The sequence below is a fragment of the Caenispirillum salinarum genome (genome assembly GCF_044803115.1).
GTDB classification, from domain to species: domain Bacteria; phylum Pseudomonadota; class Alphaproteobacteria; order Rhodospirillales; family Rhodospirillaceae; genus Caenispirillum; species Caenispirillum salinarum_A.
This window is the reverse complement of sequence record NZ_CP085224.1, coordinates 2,312,786-2,328,978: the sequence shown is the minus strand read 5'-3', so window position 1 is coordinate 2,328,978 and position 16,193 is coordinate 2,312,786. Positions and strand designations below refer to the sequence as shown.

General features: G+C 67.6%; 14 protein-coding genes. 3 read left to right on the top strand and 11 right to left on the bottom strand.

The window, feature by feature from the left end; all coding sequences use genetic code 11:
• Positions 1 to 20 precede the first annotated feature (20 nt).
• From LG334_RS10655 to nifA, 8 genes are all read right to left on the bottom strand, one after another.
• Complete coding sequence (locus LG334_RS10655) at positions 21 to 2,045, bottom strand: methyl-accepting chemotaxis protein (RefSeq protein ID WP_404385923.1); 2,025 nt, start codon at positions 2,043 to 2,045, stop codon at positions 21 to 23.
• Between the two features lie 229 nt (positions 2,046 to 2,274).
• Positions 2,275 to 3,156, bottom strand: coding sequence for an SIR2 family NAD-dependent protein deacylase (locus LG334_RS10650; protein WP_404385921.1), 882 nt, complete (start codon positions 3,154 to 3,156; stop codon positions 2,275 to 2,277).
• A gap of 40 nt (positions 3,157 to 3,196) precedes the next feature.
• Positions 3,197 to 3,412 carry a putative nitrogen fixation protein NifT gene (gene nifT / locus LG334_RS10645; RefSeq protein ID WP_404385919.1) on the bottom strand — a complete coding sequence of 72 codons (216 nt, stop codon included), beginning with the start codon at positions 3,410 to 3,412 and terminating at the stop codon, positions 3,197 to 3,199.
• Complete coding sequence (locus tag LG334_RS10640) at positions 3,409 to 3,684, bottom strand: nitrogen fixation protein NifZ (RefSeq protein ID WP_404385917.1); 276 nt, start codon at positions 3,682 to 3,684, stop codon at positions 3,409 to 3,411. Before LG334_RS10640 ends, nifT begins: the two co-directional genes overlap by 4 nt.
• The gene (locus LG334_RS10635) at positions 3,677 to 4,588 is read right to left on the bottom strand and encodes a 4Fe4S-binding leucine-rich repeat protein (protein ID WP_404385915.1); all 912 of its coding nucleotides are present in this window, start codon (positions 4,586 to 4,588) and stop codon (positions 3,677 to 3,679) included. The genes LG334_RS10640 and LG334_RS10635 overlap by 8 nt, the downstream gene beginning before the upstream one ends.
• 106 nt (positions 4,589 to 4,694) lie before the next feature.
• On the bottom strand, positions 4,695 to 4,886 hold the full coding sequence (locus tag LG334_RS10630) for a 4Fe-4S binding protein (RefSeq protein WP_043644062.1): 192 nt from the start codon (positions 4,884 to 4,886) through the stop codon (positions 4,695 to 4,697).
• Between the two features lie 60 nt (positions 4,887 to 4,946).
• Entirely contained in the window at positions 4,947 to 6,443 is a 1,497-nt protein-coding gene (gene nifB / locus LG334_RS10625; protein ID WP_404385913.1) for a nitrogenase cofactor biosynthesis protein NifB, read from the bottom strand.
• A 219-nt stretch (positions 6,444 to 6,662) separates the two neighbouring features.
• Positions 6,663 to 8,411: a nif-specific transcriptional activator NifA gene (gene nifA, locus LG334_RS10620; RefSeq protein ID WP_404385911.1), complete on the bottom strand. Its 1,749-nt coding sequence runs from the start codon at positions 8,409 to 8,411 to the stop codon at positions 6,663 to 6,665.
• Between the two features lie 382 nt (positions 8,412 to 8,793).
• On the opposite strand from nifA, the gene LG334_RS10615 reads away from it, so the two are divergent.
• Together LG334_RS10615 and LG334_RS10610 are read left to right on the top strand one after the other, a co-directional pair.
• Complete coding sequence (locus LG334_RS10615) at positions 8,794 to 10,464, top strand: EAL domain-containing protein (RefSeq protein WP_404385909.1); 1,671 nt, start codon at positions 8,794 to 8,796, stop codon at positions 10,462 to 10,464.
• A 37-nt stretch (positions 10,465 to 10,501) separates the two neighbouring features.
• The gene (locus tag LG334_RS10610; protein WP_404385907.1) at positions 10,502 to 11,422 is read left to right on the top strand and encodes a CAP domain-containing protein; all 921 of its coding nucleotides are present in this window, start codon (positions 10,502 to 10,504) and stop codon (positions 11,420 to 11,422) included.
• Positions 11,423 to 11,499: 77 nt separating this feature from the next.
• Here LG334_RS10610 and LG334_RS10605 read toward each other — a convergent pair whose 3' ends face one another.
• Entirely contained in the window at positions 11,500 to 13,143 is a 1,644-nt protein-coding gene (locus tag LG334_RS10605; RefSeq protein WP_404385905.1) for an acyl-CoA synthetase, read from the bottom strand.
• Between the two features lie 157 nt (positions 13,144 to 13,300).
• Between LG334_RS10605 and LG334_RS10600 the strand changes: the two genes are divergently transcribed.
• Entirely contained in the window at positions 13,301 to 14,524 is a 1,224-nt protein-coding gene (locus LG334_RS10600; protein ID WP_404385903.1) for an MFS transporter, read from the top strand.
• 173 nt (positions 14,525 to 14,697) lie between these two features.
• Here the strand turns inward: LG334_RS10600 and LG334_RS10595 are convergent, their stop codons facing one another.
• Positions 14,698 to 15,084: a GcrA family cell cycle regulator gene (locus tag LG334_RS10595; RefSeq protein ID WP_404385901.1), complete on the bottom strand. Its 387-nt coding sequence runs from the start codon at positions 15,082 to 15,084 to the stop codon at positions 14,698 to 14,700.
• A gap of 255 nt (positions 15,085 to 15,339) precedes the next feature.
• Entirely contained in the window at positions 15,340 to 16,191 is an 852-nt protein-coding gene (locus tag LG334_RS10590; RefSeq protein WP_404385899.1) for an ABC transporter permease, read from the bottom strand.
• Positions 16,192 to 16,193 lie beyond the last annotated feature (2 nt).

Here is a 16,193-nt window from a genome sequence, read left to right as displayed (position 1 = left end):
TCCCGCTTCGCCCCGGCGGCTCAGGCCACCTGGATATCGCCCAGGAAGCTTTCCACCTCGCCCCGCAGCGAAGCCGATTCCCGCGTCAGCATCTCGGAAGCGTCCGTCACGCGGCCGGCCGCGCTGCCGGCCGCCGCGGCGCTGGAGCGCACGCCGCTGACGTTCTCCGCCACCGTCGCCGAGTCGGCCGTGGCGCGCTGCACGTTCTCCACGATCCCCTTCATGGCCAGTCCCTGGCCCTCCACACGGTCCGCGACGCGGTGGGCGATGGTGTCGGCCTCGCCGTTGACGCGGACGATGGCGGCGATGGCCTTTTCCGCCTGGCGGGTCTCGGCCTGCACGGCGGCGATCTGCTCGGCGATCTCGTCGGTGGCGCGGCCGGTCTGTGTGGCGAGGCTCTTGACCTCGTTGGCGACCACCGCGAAGCCCTTGCCGGCATCGCCCGCCCGCGCGGCTTCTATGGTGGCGTTCAGCGCCAGAAGGTTGGTCTGCTCGGCGACGGTGTTGATGAATTCCAGCACCTCGCCGATGCGGTTCGCCGCCGTACCCAGCCTGACCATGATGGCGTCCGCCTCCTCGGCGCGTGTCACCGCCTCGCGGGCGATGCGGGCGCTTTGGGTGACGTCGTCGTGGATTTCCGACAGGGCCGCCGCCAAATCCTCCGCGGCCTCGGCCACAAGGCGCACATTGCGGTCTGCGTCCTGCGCGGCGGCGACGGTGGCCTGGACCTGCCGGTCCGTGGAGGTGGAGGCGCTGCGCATGTCCCTGGCCGTCGCCATCATCTCGTCGCAGGCCATGGAGAGCGTGTTGAGCACGTCGCGCACCGATCCCTCGAACCGGCCGATGGCGTCCTCGATGCTCTGGCGGCGGCGGTCGCGCAGTTCCTGCTCGTGGGCGCGCTCGGCGGCCAGCTTGTCGGCCTCCAGCAGCCCGTCCTTGAAGACGTTCATGGCGCGCGCCATGCCGCCGATCTCGTCGCCCCGGTCGACGCCGGGAATGGGAATGGCGCGGTCGCCCGCGGCCATGCGGCGCATGGCACCGTCCAGCGCGCCGATGGGGCGGGTGATGCTGCGCACCAGGAACACCGCCACGATGGCATAGAGCACGACGATAACGCCGCCGGTGCCGACCATCATGAGCGTCGTTTCCTGCCGCACGCGCTTTTGCGCCGCCAGCGCCTCGGCGATGCCATGGCGGGTGAAGGCGAACAGGGCCTCGAAGTCCGGGCGCAGGCCGTCGAAGCGCGCGTCCAGCACGGCGGAGGCCTCCGACAGCTCCAGGCGCTTGTCGGCGTAGGCCGTGGTGTCCTTGCGGTAGCCCTGCCCCATGTCGGTGAGGCGGGCGCGGGTGTCGTCGTCGAGCGTGGCGCCCATCAAGCCGAAGTCGAACTCGTTGAAGGCCTTCCGGTGCTTTCCCAGCTCGGCGGCCTCCTCCGTCAGCATGAAGGACAACTCGTGCCGGCGCATGCGTTGAAGGCGGGCCTCCAGCAGATCGGCATTCGGCCACTGCGCAAGCTCGTCCTCCACCGCACGGGTGGAGGCGGTGAGCCGGCCCCACAGACCTTCCTCCGGCGACAGGCCCAGTTCACGGCGCAGGGACTCCACCGTGTCGAATTCCGCACGCGCCTCGGCCAGCCCCTCGCGCAGGTGGTCGACGGTATCGGCCACGCCGGCGGCCTGCGGTCGGGCGGCGACGGCCTCCAGGGCCTCGCGCACCTCGGCCAGGCGGGTGCGGAAGGCTTCCGCCGCCGCGGCGTCCAGCGCGCTCAGAAAGTCGCGCTCATCGAGGCGCAGGCGGGCCAGGGCGGTTTCCATGCGGGCGGTCTCGCTGGAGAGCTGGCGGTAGGACTCCATGCGCTCCAGCGCCGAGTCGAGCCGCGCCTGCCCCACCAGGTAGGCCCCGGCGGCAACCGCCGAGGCCAGCAGCGCCAGGCCCGCCAGAAGGGCGATGCGGATACCGATGGGCAGGCGCGCCGCCATGTCCTGAAGCGACGGGACCCCGCCGCCAAGAATATGTCGACCGCCGACAGCTACTGATCCCGCCATGCCCGTATCTCCCCAATCCGATCGGGTGTACTCCCTTGGATCGAACGCTAGGGTGCGGGCGGCATGCGATCAACGGCGCTTGCGTGAAGAGTTGATGGCGTGGGGATGACAGATGGAAACGTATGCACCGAAAAGAAAAGCGGGGACGGGATGACCGCTTCCCGTCCCCGCACGATCAGGCACCCTCCCCCAAGGCTGTCCTGACCGCGTTCCGTTTCGTATCAGCCTTTTAGGCCGGTTCCTTCGCGTCCTCTGTCAGGACCGAAACCGCGTCTGCCAGCGGCATCCGCAGGACGGTGATGCCCTGTTCGTCAAAGAACTTGTCCTCGTTCTTCGTCGTCTCCGCCGGCACCACGCAGATGTGCGGGCCGCGCGAGCGCTTCATGATCTGGCGGGCGTACGTGCGCAGCATCTGATCGTAGAAGCGACACCCCAGGAACACGAAGCCCCGGTCGGTGCGCAGGTCCTTCACCACGTCGGGGATGGGCGTCTGGATGTCGATTTCCGTCAGCACTTCCACGTAATCGCTGTCGGAAATGAGGTAGTTGGCGGCCGGCGCGACCGAGCCATGCGGCTTGTAGAGAACCGTGTTCCAGCCGGCGATCGCGTCCTCATCCACCTCCGCGCCCTTCGCGTCAAACGTCTTGCGCCAGATGTCGCGCCATTCGCCGTTGCGGGTGACACCCTGGACCTGTCCCCAGTCGTCGGCGGCGCGCTCCGCCGCAAGGGCCGCCGCCATGGCACCGTCGTACCAGGTGTCGATGATAAGCGGCAGGCGGTCCTGCACCGCCAGCCACCGGTGCAGCGGCGTCGGCGCCACCGGCGGGCCGAAAATGTCGGCCAGCAGCTTCATGAGCGTGACCCGGTGGCGGCGGCTTTCGATGTACTGGGCCACCGACCACATGTTGCCGCGGATGCGCCCCGGCACCGCCACCCTGGCGTTCAGCCGGTCGGCCAGGCCGCGGGTGGAAACCGGCACCGGGGGCTCCGCCCCGTCGGCCGTCAGCACGTCGGGGCCGAGCACCGGGACCAGGGTCCCGGCGGTCAGGCGGGCCCGCACGTCCTCCAGAACGGCGCGGGGATCGGTCTCGGGCAGCGTGGTGGCGGACATGGAGCGCCTCCGGCGGTCTATCGGTTGAGGGAAAGCGGGGTCAGTCTTCCACTTCCGCCAGCTTGCGGGCCTCGACGGTGATGGGCATGCGCGTATCGTCCGCCATGTCGGGCATCTGGAAGCGCCAGCCGTTGGACAGGGTGATGATCCCGCCCCAGATGCGGCCGTTGTCCATCTCGACGACCTTTTCCTCCATGTCCTTCTTGGGCACGTAGGCCTCGTAGGTGTCGCCGACCTTGCGAATGGTCACCTTCATTGCGCAGCCTCCTCTTTCACTTCGTCCAGTTCGTGCACGCGCATGCCGACGACGTAACCGCGGTCGATCCAGTCGACGCCGTAGATGTAGTAGCGCTGCAGGAAGGTGCCGATGGAGTGGACGTAGCCGACGTCCCCCTTCTTCACCAGAACCTCGCCGATTTCCTTGCCGGGGAAGGTGCCGTCATTGCGCACGTTCTTGCGCGAGACGACCTTCACGCCGTACTCGAAGACCGGGTCCTTATAGATTTCTATCTCGTCGGGATCACGCATCGGGCGAACCTCCATTGCCGGGGCGGGATGCGTCCGCGGCCAGCACGATGCCGGCTGCGGGATGGGTCGTCACGTCAGGGGCGCCGCCGCCGGCGCCGACCTCGCGGTCCAGGCGGTCACGCGCCATTTCGACCACCAGGGCGTCGGGGTCGGCCGCCAGCGCGGGCAGGTGGCGCGGGTCGATGCGTTCCGCCACCGCGTGGCGCACGCGCATGTCAGGGTCTTCGATCAGCACCGCCAGTTGCTGGGCCGACAGCCGCCGCGCCACGTCCAGGCGAACCAGCGGGTTCAGGTCCCAGGCCATGGCCATGAGCCATTCCTCGCCAATGCGGCGGGCGACGGCGCGGCGGACCTCGGGCTCGGGGTCGTGCATCAGCAGCGGCAGCATGTCGTGCGGCAGGCGCCGGGCCGTGACGACGCGGACGTAATAGTCGTCGTCGGTGGTCATCGGCACCAGGTCCGGCCCCGTCAGGCGGGCCGCCACGGCCACGCGGACCTTGCGGTCAGGGTCGGTGCGCAGCCGCATGCCCTGGCGCGCCGGAAGTCGCATCACCGCGCCCGCCCGCACCTCGGGGTCGGGATCGTTCAGCAGGGCCGGCAGGCGGAAGATGCTGGCGTGCCTGGTGGCGATGGCGCGCACCTCGAAATAGGGATGGGCTAGAACGGCGTCGGAGGCTTCGGGATTGGTGTCCAGGAAGCGCTCGATGCGCTTGGCGTAGCGGTCGTGGACACAGGCCACCAGCGGCTTGCAGAGGCCGTGCGCGCGGATGCTTTCGCGCCATACACACGCCGCGCAGTCCACCGGATTGCCCAGCCAGTCCAACGCCTCGACGGGTTCGCCGGGCCGCAGGCGGGCGCGGGCTTCCGGCGCCGAGTGCTTGTTTCCGTGGTCCGTGGCCGACATGGTTTCAGGCCCTTTACGCCCGTGTCTCGTGTCTCCGGGTTCGGAGAAGACCGGGCAGCGGCGGCGGCACAAGGCCCCCAGAGGCCGCCGCCGCGCCCGTCGCCCGTTACGCCGGCACGCAGGTGCCGTCGACCGGGCAAACCGAGGCACACTGCGGGGACCCCTGGTCCTCGCACTCGGTGCACTTGGCTGCGTCGATGATGTAGGTGTCACCCTTCATCTTGATCGCCCCGTTGGGACATTCGAACTCGCACGCCCCGCACACGGAGCATTGCGACTGAATGATCTGGTAAGCCATTGAGGAAACTCCCTTATCGTTCCACGGACGGGGTAGTGCGGGGGCGGACCGGCGCGCCGGTCAGGCGCTGGCCCGCCCGGTGTCCACCGACCCCACCGAAGCGGTGTAGTAGGCGCCGATGGAGGATTCGATGTACTCGTAGGCGTAGGCGTCGGAGACGATGATCCCGGCCTCCTCCAGCCGCTCCCGCGGGCAGTCGCCGATCCTGGCCGTGAGCACCGCCGTCACGCCGTCCAGCGCGCCGATGATGGTGTCCAGCCGGTCTTCCTCGCCGTAACCACCCAGGCAGTAGTTGTCCGCCCGGCGATGGCCGACGAAGCGCACGCCGTCGCGGTCCACTTCGTAAACCTGGAACTCGGTGGCGTGGCCGAAGTGCTGGTTGAGCCGCCCGCCGCCCTTGGTGGTGACCGCCACCAGCATGGGCACGGCGTTGGCGCCCGCGTCGGCGGTGAGGGCCAGGGCGTCCTCGGCAGCGGCGCGGGCCTTCTGGTGGTCGGCGCGCTCGGCCTCCACCACCTCGCGGTAGAGGCGGCGCTTTTCGGGGTCGTATGTGACCTCCTCGCCGATCTTGTCCAGCGTGAACTCCTGGCCGCGATCCTCGCCCAGCAGGCCGACCGCGTCGGCGCGGCACTGGCGGCAGTGGCGCATGAGGTTGGCGCCGTCGGCCAGGTCGTCCTGCAGGCTCTTCAACTCGGCCGCCGTCGGGCCGCGCTGGCCGGTCAGGCCGAAGTGGGTGCCGTGCTCTGGCGCGGAAATCAGCGGCATGATGTTGTGCAGGAAGGCGCCGCGCTTCTTGACCTCGGCGTTGACGACCTTCAGGTGCTCGTCGTTGATGCCGGGGATCATGACCGAGTTGACCTTCACCAGGATGCCGCGCTCGGTCAGCATCTCCAGGCCCCGCATCTGGCGTTCGTGCAGGATGCGGGCGGCCTCCACCCCATGGATGCGGCGCTTGTCGAAGAAGATCCACGGATAGATCTTCGCGCCGATCTCAGGGTCCACCATGTTGATGGTGATGGTTACGTGGTCGATGTTGTGGCGCGCGATCTCCTCCACATGGTCCGGCAGGGCCAGGCCGTTGGTGGAGATGCAGAACTTGATGTCGGGAAGGTGCTTCTCGACCAGTTCGAAGGTCTCGAAGGTCTTCTTCCAGTCATAGAGGCTGTCGCCCGGCCCGGCGATCCCCAGCACGGACAGCTGCGGCACCTCGTTGGCGACCGCGATGACCTTGCGCGCCGCCTGCTCGGGCGTCAGGCGCTCGGACACAACGCCGGGACGGCTTTCGTTGGCGCAGTCGTACTTGCGGTTGCAGTAGTTGCACTGGATGTTGCACGCCGGCGCGACGGCCACATGCATCCGCGCGAAGTAGTGGTGGGCTTCCTCGCTGTAGCAGGGGTGGTCCTTGATCTTGTCCCAGATCTCGGCCGGCATGTCCGCCGGGCCGTCGGACGAGCCACAGGAAGACGACGTGCAGCCGCCCTTGGCAAGGTCCTGGCGCATGGTCTCGGCGCTTCCGGGCGCCTTGGCGATGCTGTCCAACGAGATAACCTGGCTCACGGGCGGCCTCCTCGGAGTGGGTTGGCGTTCGCCCATCTCCTCAGCAAGCTCCGCGCCAGTCGTTAAACTGTTGTTTTCGCTGTATTGTTGGAACGGTGTCTTGTGTCGCACCCGTGACACGGCTGTCGCAACCCCGACAAGCACGACATGCGTCCGCCCCTTCCAACGCGAACGGCCGGACACATGGCCCGGCCGTCGGAAATCGCACGGGGCTGTCGGTCAGAGCCGCTTGACCTCGATATTGTACTTTTTCAGGGCGTAGCCGATCTGGCGCGGTGTCAGGCCCAGCATACGGGCCGCCTTCGCCTGCACCCAGCCCGACTTCTCCATGGCCGCCACAAGGCGCTCGCGCGGGGTGAGCCCGCCGCCGTCTTCATAGTCGTCGTCCAGCAGGTGGTCGTCGGGCGAGGGCTCCGCCGGCACGACCGGCGGCACGGCGGCGGCTGGGGAGGAACGGCGCATCGGCGCCTCCCCCGCTGACGTCGGACGGCCGCCGGAAACCGCGCTCAGGGGAACGCGCTGCCGGCGGGTTTCCATGGGCGCCATGCCGCCCACAGGCATGCCGGCGGCGTCCGCCCGCTCCTGCCAGAGGACCGACGACAGGCACTGGTCGCGCTGGCACGGCAGGTCCACGTCCTCGATCACGTCGCCGCGGGTCATGGTGGCGACGCGGTTCACGCAGTTTTCAAGCTCCCGGACATTGCCGGGGAAATGGCAGTGCTGAAAGACGCCCATGGCCTCGGGCGCGATGTCGAGGCTGCGGCCGTTTTCCTCGTTGAAGCGGGCGAGGAAGTGGTCCACCAGCGCCGGGATGTCCTCTTTCCGGTCGCGCAGGGGCGGCAGGAAGACGGGCACCACGTTGATGCGGTAATAGAGGTCCGCCCGGAACTCGCCCGCCGCCACGGCGGCCTCCAGGTTCTTGTTGGTGGCGCAGACCAGGCGGAAGTCCACGTGCAGGGTCTTGTTGCCGCCGACCCTCTCGAACTCCCCTTCCTGCAGCACACGCAGCAGCTTGGCCTGGAACGAGGCGCTGATCTCGCCAATCTCGTCGAGGAACAGCGTGCCGCCGGCGGCCTGCTCGAACCGGCCCTTGCGGTCCTGCGTCGCACCGGTGAAAGCGCCCTTTTCGTGCCCGAACAGCTCGCTTTCCAGCAGCGTCTCCGGCAGCGCCGCGCAGTTGACCTTGATGAACGGCTTGTCGACGCGCGGGCTGAGGGTGTGAACCGCGCGGGCGATCAGTTCCTTGCCGGTGCCGCTCTCGCCGCGCAGGAGGACGGTGGACTTCGTGGGCGCGACCTGCGCGATTTCGGCGAAGACGCGGCGCATGGCCTTGCTGTCACCGATGGCGAGGTCCTCGCCGTCCACCCCCTGAAGGTCCTCGCGCAGGCGCTTTTCCAGCGCCACCTTCTCGCGCATCAGGCGGTCGCGGTCGTTGGCGACGGAATGGTGCAGGCGCACGGTCTGGCCGATCAGGTTCGCGACCATGGTCAGGAAACGCACGTCCGTCTCGAACTTGAACTGGAGGTCGGATTCCCATTCCCGCTCGATGGACAGCAGGCCGGCCGACTCGCCGTTAATCTTGATGGGCACCGCAATCACGGAGATCACGTCGCCGGCCTCGGCATCCGCATGGGACAGGTAGTCCTCGAAGGCCGGGTCGGTGACGGCGTTGCCCACCACCATGGGGACGCCCGATCCGATGACGCGGTCGATGACTGCCGGCGGGAAACCGCACTGGCCGTCCATTACCGCCCGCCGCGACAGGCCGGACGCCGCCAGGATGCGGATGTCCTTGCCGCCCTCGCCCCCCAAGGCCACCACGCCGCGCCGCATCTGAAGGTACGACGACAGCAGGTTCAGCACATCGTGCAGCGTTTTCTCGAGGTCCAGGGACGAGCCGAGGATCTTGCTGATCTCGTAGATGCTGATCAGCGATAGGGCGTCGCCGCCGGTCGCGCTGTGCTTCATTAGTTCACCCTCCATCCGGTGAACCCAACCCCACTCCGACGGAAGTATAGGGGACGACGCTGCATCGCAGCAACCAGACAGTGAAGGCGGTTGCGCTGAAAATAATTTCACAACCATACGATTATGAATGGGACGTCCCTTGCCATCCCGCCAAGACGCCGGCGGAACAACCCCCGGTTCCCGGTCAGCGCCATAACCCGCTTAAGCATTTTTGTTTGCGATGAAGGGCTTGCCGTTTGTCTGGTCGAAGGTCCTATGCCTGCGCCAAATGGGCGTCGGGCTTGCCTTTTGGCCGGAAACCCAACACAGTTTCATTAATAAGCGCAGCAAAACGGGATGTCGGGGGGACCAATGTGGGTCCGGCAGACCAGGGGGACTTTGGATGACGACCAATGAAGAGATCGAACGGCTCAAGGCCCAGCGGTCTCGGTTTATCGCCTTCGCCTTCGCCGGCAATGACGTCCTGGTGGAGTTGGATGCCGACGGGGTCATCTGCTATTGCGCCGGCACCGTCGACTCCGTCATCGGATGCGATGCGAAGACCCTGCGCAGAACCCCGATCCACGACCTGATCGGCGACCGCGACATCCTGACGTTCGACGAGATGATGGTCCGCCTGCGCCGCACCGGGCGGCTGGATCGGATTCCCCTGCGCTTCAAGCCGCCCGAGGGCGAGGAGCGCAGGCTGACGGTTTCGGCCATCATTCTGCCCGAGACACCCAACGCCACCTATCTGGCCCTGTCGCCCCTGCGCGGCCGCGACGCGCTGGAGCCCGAGGAGGACGTGAGCGCGGCGGTTTCGGTTGAGGACTTCGCGAACCGCCTGTCTGAAAAGATTCGCGGCGGCTCGGCCGACGACAGCCAGCTCACGCTGCTGGACCTGACCCCCGACAAGCTTGCCGACAGCCTGCCGGCGGAACGGGCTGAACAGTTCATGGGCTCGGTCATGGACTACCTGCGCGCCTGGTCGGTGGACGGCGACGGCGTCGGGCGACTGGAGGACGGGTCGGTCGGCGTGCTGCACGACGGTGCGCTGAACGGCGACGAGATCAGCCAGAAGCTCAACGACATGCTGTCGGTTTTCGACCCTGCCGCCAAGCCGCTGGAGATCAACGCGGCCACGGTGGCCATCGACGCCGACGAGCTGTCCGAGGACGACCTGTCCAAGGCGCTGGTCTACACCATGAACTCCTTCGCCAAGCAGGGCGCGGACCTGGAGCTGGACTCGCTGTCGGCGGGCTACAAGCAGGCGATGGAGGAAACTCTGGGCAAGGTCGCCACCTTCCGGCGCGCGGTGGGCGGCGAGAACCTGGCGCTGGTGTTCCAGCCCATCGTCGACATCGCCAGTTGGCAGGTGCACCACTACGAGGCGCTCGCCCGCATCAACAACGGCGAGAAGCTCATCCCCCCCGCCCGCCTGATCGGCTTCGCCGAGGAATTCGGCGTGGTGGAGGAAATGGACATGGCCGTCATGAAGAAGGCCTTTTCCATCCTCACCACCAACCGGGGCATCCGCTCGGGCGCCCGGCTGGCGGTGAACCTGTCGGGCCGGTCGATGCAGAGCAACGCCTTCGTCTCCGACCTGTTCAAGATGATGAAGCAACACGAGCACCTGCTGCCCCGGCTGCTGTTCGAGGTCACCGAAAGCCACGAGATGACCGACCTGCCGCGCGCCAACCAGGTGATCCGCAAGTTCCGCTCCATGGGTTGCGGGGTGTGCATCGACGACTTTGGTGCCGGCGCGGCCGCCTTTCCCTACCTGAAGGCGCTGGAGGTGGATTACGTCAAGATCGACGGCAGCTACATCCGCGATGCCTTCCACACCCGCCACGGGCGGCCCTTCCTGCGGGCCATCTCGGGCCTGTGCCGCGACCTGGGCATGCAATGCATCGGCGAAATGGTGGAAGACGCAGACACCATGTGGCTGCTGCGCGAGCTGGGCATCGGCTACGGCCAGGGATGGTTCTTCGGCAAACCGGCGCAGGACGTGTCCAAGTTCAGCCTGAGCGGCCAGCCCGGACGCTCCAGCCAGCGCGTCGTCACCGCCGGTTGAGCGCATCCGGGCGCGGCGCTCGCGCGTCTTTCTTCGCATGATGCCGCCTATTCGCGCGCTTGCCGCGCTCGCCCTGTCCGCCGTCCTCGCCTGCCCTGCCCTTGCGGCGGACGCCGACCTGCGCGCCCTGGCGCTGGACCAGGTTAACCAGAGCCGCGCCGAGCACGACCTCCCCGCGCTGACCCTGACCGAGCCGCTGAACGAGGCGGCCCGCGCCCACGCCACCGACATGGCCGACCAGGGGTATTTCGCCCACCGCGCCCCCGGCGGCGGCACGGCCCTGGAGCGCTATCTGGAGGCGGGCGGCACCGAGGCCAAGATGGTGGCGGAGAACATCGGCCGCTGTGCCGGCTGCGGGCCCGAGCCGACGGCGGAACACGTCCGCTCCTTCCACAGGGACTGGATGGACAGCCCGAGCCACCGGCGGAACATCCTGCATCCGGGCGTCCGCCGCTTCGGCTACGTCCTGGTCCCCGACGACGACCGCGACGGCCTGGTGGCGGTGCAGACCTTTGCCGGGCCGGGCGTTGCAGTGCCCGCCGATGCCGATGCGGCGGCCCCCGTAACGCCCGAGGAAGCCGCCCGTTTGGCGCTGGAGCGGATCAACACGGCACGACGGGAGAAAGGCGTGGAGCCCCTGACGCTGGCCTCCGACCTCTCGGCCGCCGTGGCGGACCAGGTGCCCGACGACCTGTCCGGCTTCAAGCCGAGCAGCCTGGAGGCGCCCCGGGTCGGCAGCTCGATGGGCGGTGGCCGCGTGTTCCTTGCCGTCGGCCGCTGCGGCGGCTGCGGCACGCAGGTGACGGCGGCGGACATCGACCGCTTCGTCGGCCACTGGCTGGACGCCCCGGAGTACGGCGGCCCGCTGCTGGACGAACAGTACGAGACGCTCGGCTTTACGCTGAAGGCCGACGGCAGCGGGCGCAAGGTCGCCGTGGCGGCGGTGGCGGGCGGCTAGCAGGTAAAAGGACGCGAGGGAGGCCGACGCCTCCCTCGCAGTACCATTCCGGCGCAGCCGGAAAGCCGGCCGGTTAGTTACGCGCCGGCCTGTCCGCCCTTGGCCATGCTGCGCAGGACGAACTTCTGGATCTTGCCGGTCGAGGTCTTCGGCAGTTCCACGAAGCGGACCTCGCGCGGGCACTTGAAGTGCGCCAGGTGCTCGCGGCAGAACGCGATCAGGTCCTCGGCCGAGACCACCTGGCCCTCGCACAGCTCCACATAGGCCAGCGGGGTCTCGCCCCACTTGTCGTCAGGCTTGGCGACGACGGCGGCGGCGTTGACGGCGGGGTGCTTGTGCAGCACGCCCTCCACCTCGATGGACGAAATGTTCTCGCCGCCCGAGATGATGATGTCCTTGGAGCGGTCCTTCAGCTGGATGTAGCCGTCATCGTGCATGACGCCCAGGTCGCCCGTGTGGAACCAGCCGCCGGCGAAGGCTTCCTGGCTGGCCTTGGGGTTCTTCAGGTAGCCCTTCATGGTGATGTTGCCGCGCATCATCACCTCGCCGATGGTTTCGCCGTCGGCCGGGGTTTCCTGCATGGTCTCGGGATCCATGACCGTCAGGCCTTCCTGCACCACGTAGCGCACGCCCTGGCGGGACTTGCGGGCGGCCTGCTCCTCGATGGACAGGTCGTTCCACTCCTCCTTCCAGGCGCAGACGGTGGCGGGGCCGTAGGTTTCCGTCAGTCCATAGACGTGGGTGACGTTGAAGCCCTCGCGCTGCATGCGCTCCAGCACGCTGGCCGGCGGCGGCGCGGCGGCGGTCATGACGTTGACCTTCTGGTCGAACTGGCGCTTGTCGCTGTCCTTGGCATTGACGATGAAGCCCATGACGATGGGCGCGCCGCAGAAGTGGGTCACCTTCTCGTCGGCAATGGCGTCGAAGATGTTCTTGGCCGTCACCTTGCGCAGGCACACCGAGGTGCCGCCGATGATCGCCAGGGTCCAGGGGAAGCACCAGCCGTTGCAGTGGAACATGGGCAGCGTCCACAAGTACGTGGCGTGGGGCGGCATGCTCCAGGTCACCACGTTGGACATGGCGTTCAGGTAGGCCCCGCGGTGATGGTAGACGACGCCCTTGGGGTTGCCGGTGGTGCCGGACGTGTAGTTGAGCGCGATAGCCTCCCACTCGTCCTGCGGCCAGCGCCAGGCGTAGTCCGGCTCGCCCTCTTCCAGCAGGGCCTCGTAGGTCTTCTCGCCGATCAGCTCACCGACGTCGTCCGCCTCGCTGTCATCGATGTCGATGACGGGGATGTCGCGGCCCAGCTTTTCCAGCGCTTCCTTCATGGTGCGGCTGAACTCGCGGTCGGTGATGACGAATTTCGCCTCGCCATGGTCCAGGATGAAGGCGATGGCCTCGGCGTCCAGGCGGATGTTGAGCGCGTTGATGACCGCACCCGTCATGGGGATGCCGAAGTGGGCCTCGTACAGTTCCGGCGTGTTGGCCGCCATGACGGCGACCGTGTCGCCGGGCCCGATGCCGCGCTTGGACAGGGCCGAGCCCAGACGCTTGGCGCGCTCCATGGTCTGCTTCCAGGTGTAGCGGCGCGCGCCGTGGACCACCGCCGGGCGGTCCGGCCACACGAGGGCGGCGCGTTCCAGGAACTGGATCGGCGTCAGGGCGACGAAGTTGGCGTCGTTCTTGTCCAGGTCGTGGGAATAAGGGCTGGAACCAGACATCGGGGGAATTTCCTTGCGCTGGTGACTGGGAAAGCGGTGCGGATGCTATCGCCAAGCCGCCGTCTTCACAACAGAAACACGGTCTTGCGCATATGGGTCCCCCGCGCCAGGATGCGCTCTTTCCGCCGGATGCCTTTCCGCGAGCCGAAACAGCCCCATGACGGCCCCACCTCCTCCGCCAGAAACCAACGCGCAAGCCCCGCGTCTGCGCTCACGCCTGCCGGCGGCGCTGCGGCTGTCGATGCTCTACGGCGCCCTGTTCTCGGTGATCGGCTTCCACATGCCCTACTGGCCGGTGTGGCTGGAATCGCGCGGCATGGGGCCGGGCGAAATCGGCATCCTGCTGGGCGCCATGACGTGGGCCAAGGTGCTGGGCAATCCGCTGGCCGGCCGCGTGGTCGACGCCACGGGGCAGCGGCGCGGCCTGATGATCGGACTGGCCGCCGTAAGCGTCGTGGCGTTCCTGCTGTTCGTCCCGGCGGAAGGCTTCTGGCCGCTGCTGGGCCTGAGCCTGCTCACCGGCGCCAGCCTGTGGGCGCTGATGCCGCTTTCGGAAAACCTCACCCTGCTCACGGTCTACGAGCGCAAGGGCCTGGATTACGGCCGCATCCGCCTGTGGGGATCGCTGACCTTCATCGCCGCCTCCATGCTGGGCGGGCGACTGCTCGGCATCTACGCCGCCGACGCCATCCTCTGGGCGATCATCGGCTGCGTCGTCCTGACGTGGGCCGCTACGCTGATGCTGCCCGACGTACGCACCCGCGCCGGCGACGATACGGGGCCGCCGCCGCCCGTCTGGCCGCTGTTGCGGCATCCGGCGTTCATCACCTTCCTCGTCTCGGCGTCGATCATCCAGGCGAGCCATGCCGTCTACTACGGCTTCGCGACCCTGCACTGGCGCGGGGCGGGACTGGACGACGGGTTGATCGGCATCCTGTGGGCCGTCGGGGTGATCGCCGAGGTCTGCCTGTTCGCCTTCGGCAACCGCGTCGTCGCCGCCCTGGGGCCGGGCGTGCTGATCCTGCTGGGCGCAGTCGGCGGCCTGGTGCGGTGGAGCGTTCTGGCCGTCACCACCGATCCCTGGATCCTGGTGCCGGCGCAGACCCTGCACGCCCTCACCTTCGCCGCCACGCACCTGGGCGCCATGCACGTCATCGCCCGCGCCGTGCCCGGAGTCTACTCGGGCCGGGCACAGGGGATCTACGCCTCGCTGGGGCTGGGCGTGGCGATGGCGATTGCCATGGCGGCCTCCGGCTCGCTGTACGAACGCTTCGGCGGCGGCGCCTTCCTGGCGATGACGGGAATGGCGCTGGTGGGGCTGGTCGCCGCCCAGATGTTCCGGGCGCGGTGGAGCGGCGGAGAACTGGACGTGCGGCCCTGAGCCGGCGTCCGCAGCCTGCGGTCCACAGCACCGACCAGAAAAGCCGGCCCCGTCACCGGAACCGGCTTGTCTTTCTTGCCGATGGCTCTTTCCTGCCGATAACCACCGGTCGGGCGAAGGCACCCCTCGCCCCCGGACACGAAAAAGCCGCCTTTCCCACCAACGGCGGGATGTCAGGCGGCGGTCTCCTCGGCCTTGCTCTTGCTGGAATTGACGTAGGCGACGGCGGCGTGCTCGCTGCAATAGGGCTTGCCGGGGATCGCCCGGGCACCGCAGAAGTGGAAGCCAGGCTCCCGCGGGTCACCGAAGGGCCAGCGGCAGGTCGGCCCCTGCAATTCCATGATGGCGGGCGTCGGCTGCGCCGGTTTTTCGGGCTTTTCAGGCTTGGCGGCCTTGCGCGTGCGCTTGATGGGCGACGGACGCCCCTTCAAGCCAAGCCGGTGGGCCTTGCCGACCACCGCGTTCTTGGAAACACCGAGACGCTTGCCAATTTCCCCCGTGGTCAGCCCCTCGCCCCACAGGGTCTTGAGAAGCTCGATCCGCTCGTCGGTCCAGACCATTGATCCCCAACCTCGCAGAAATCCGTTTAACGCATGCCGTCAGCCCCGAGGGATGGTAGCGGGAAAGTTCGCCCTGCGCAACGAGTGGTAACGACCCTTCTTCGCACTTTCTCGTAATATGTTGACCACGCTCAAGTTTTTGCTGCTCCACAAGGCGCCTAGCGAGCCCGAAACGGCATCGGGCCGGCCCCTTAAGGACCGGCCCGGCTTAACCGCCGCTTCAAAAGAATCGTCGAGAGCGCTGATAATGAAGGATCATCCCGGCGTCATCCCGCGCAGACGCTCGGAGCGGCGGCGCAGCAGCTCCACCAGCGTCAGCAGCGTGATGGACAGCAGCACCAAGAGCGTCGCCACGGCCAGGATGGTCGGACTGATCTGCTCGCGAATGCCTGACCACATCTGGATGGGAATGGTCTTCTGCTCCGGCCCCGCCAGGAACAGCACCACCACCACCTCGTCGAAGCTGGTGATGAAGGCGAACAGGGCGCCGGAGATCACGCCCGGCGTCACCAGCGGCAGGATCACGCGGAAGAACGTGCGCGTGGGGTTCGCTCCCAGCGAGGCCGAGGCCCGCGTCAGCGTATGGTCGAAGCCCGTCAGGGTCGCCGTGACGGTGATGACCACGAAGGGGATGCCGAGCGCCGTGTGCGCCAGGATCACGCCGACGAAGGTCTGCGCCAGTTCGATCTTCGAGTAGAAAAAGAACATGGCGGCGGCCGAAATGATGAGCGGCACGATCATCGGCGAGATCAGGATCGCCATTACCAGGCTGCGATAGGGCATGAACCGGCTGGACAGCCCCAGCGCGGCAATCGTGCCCAGCACGGTCGCCAGGATGGTGGCGAAGATCGCGACAATGAAACTGTTGCGGATAGACCGCAGCCACTCGTCGGAGGTGAAGAAGTCCTCGTACCACCGCAGGCTATACCCCGCCGCGTCGAAACTCAGCATCGCGTCGGTGAAAGTGAAGTACGGCTCGGCGTTGAAGCTGAGTGGAATGATGACGAGGATCGGCCCGATCAGGAACAGGAAGATCAGGGCACACAGGACCCGGAAGATGTAGTACCAGGCCTTTTCGGGTGTTGTTGCGTTTGCGGGTACGGCCATGG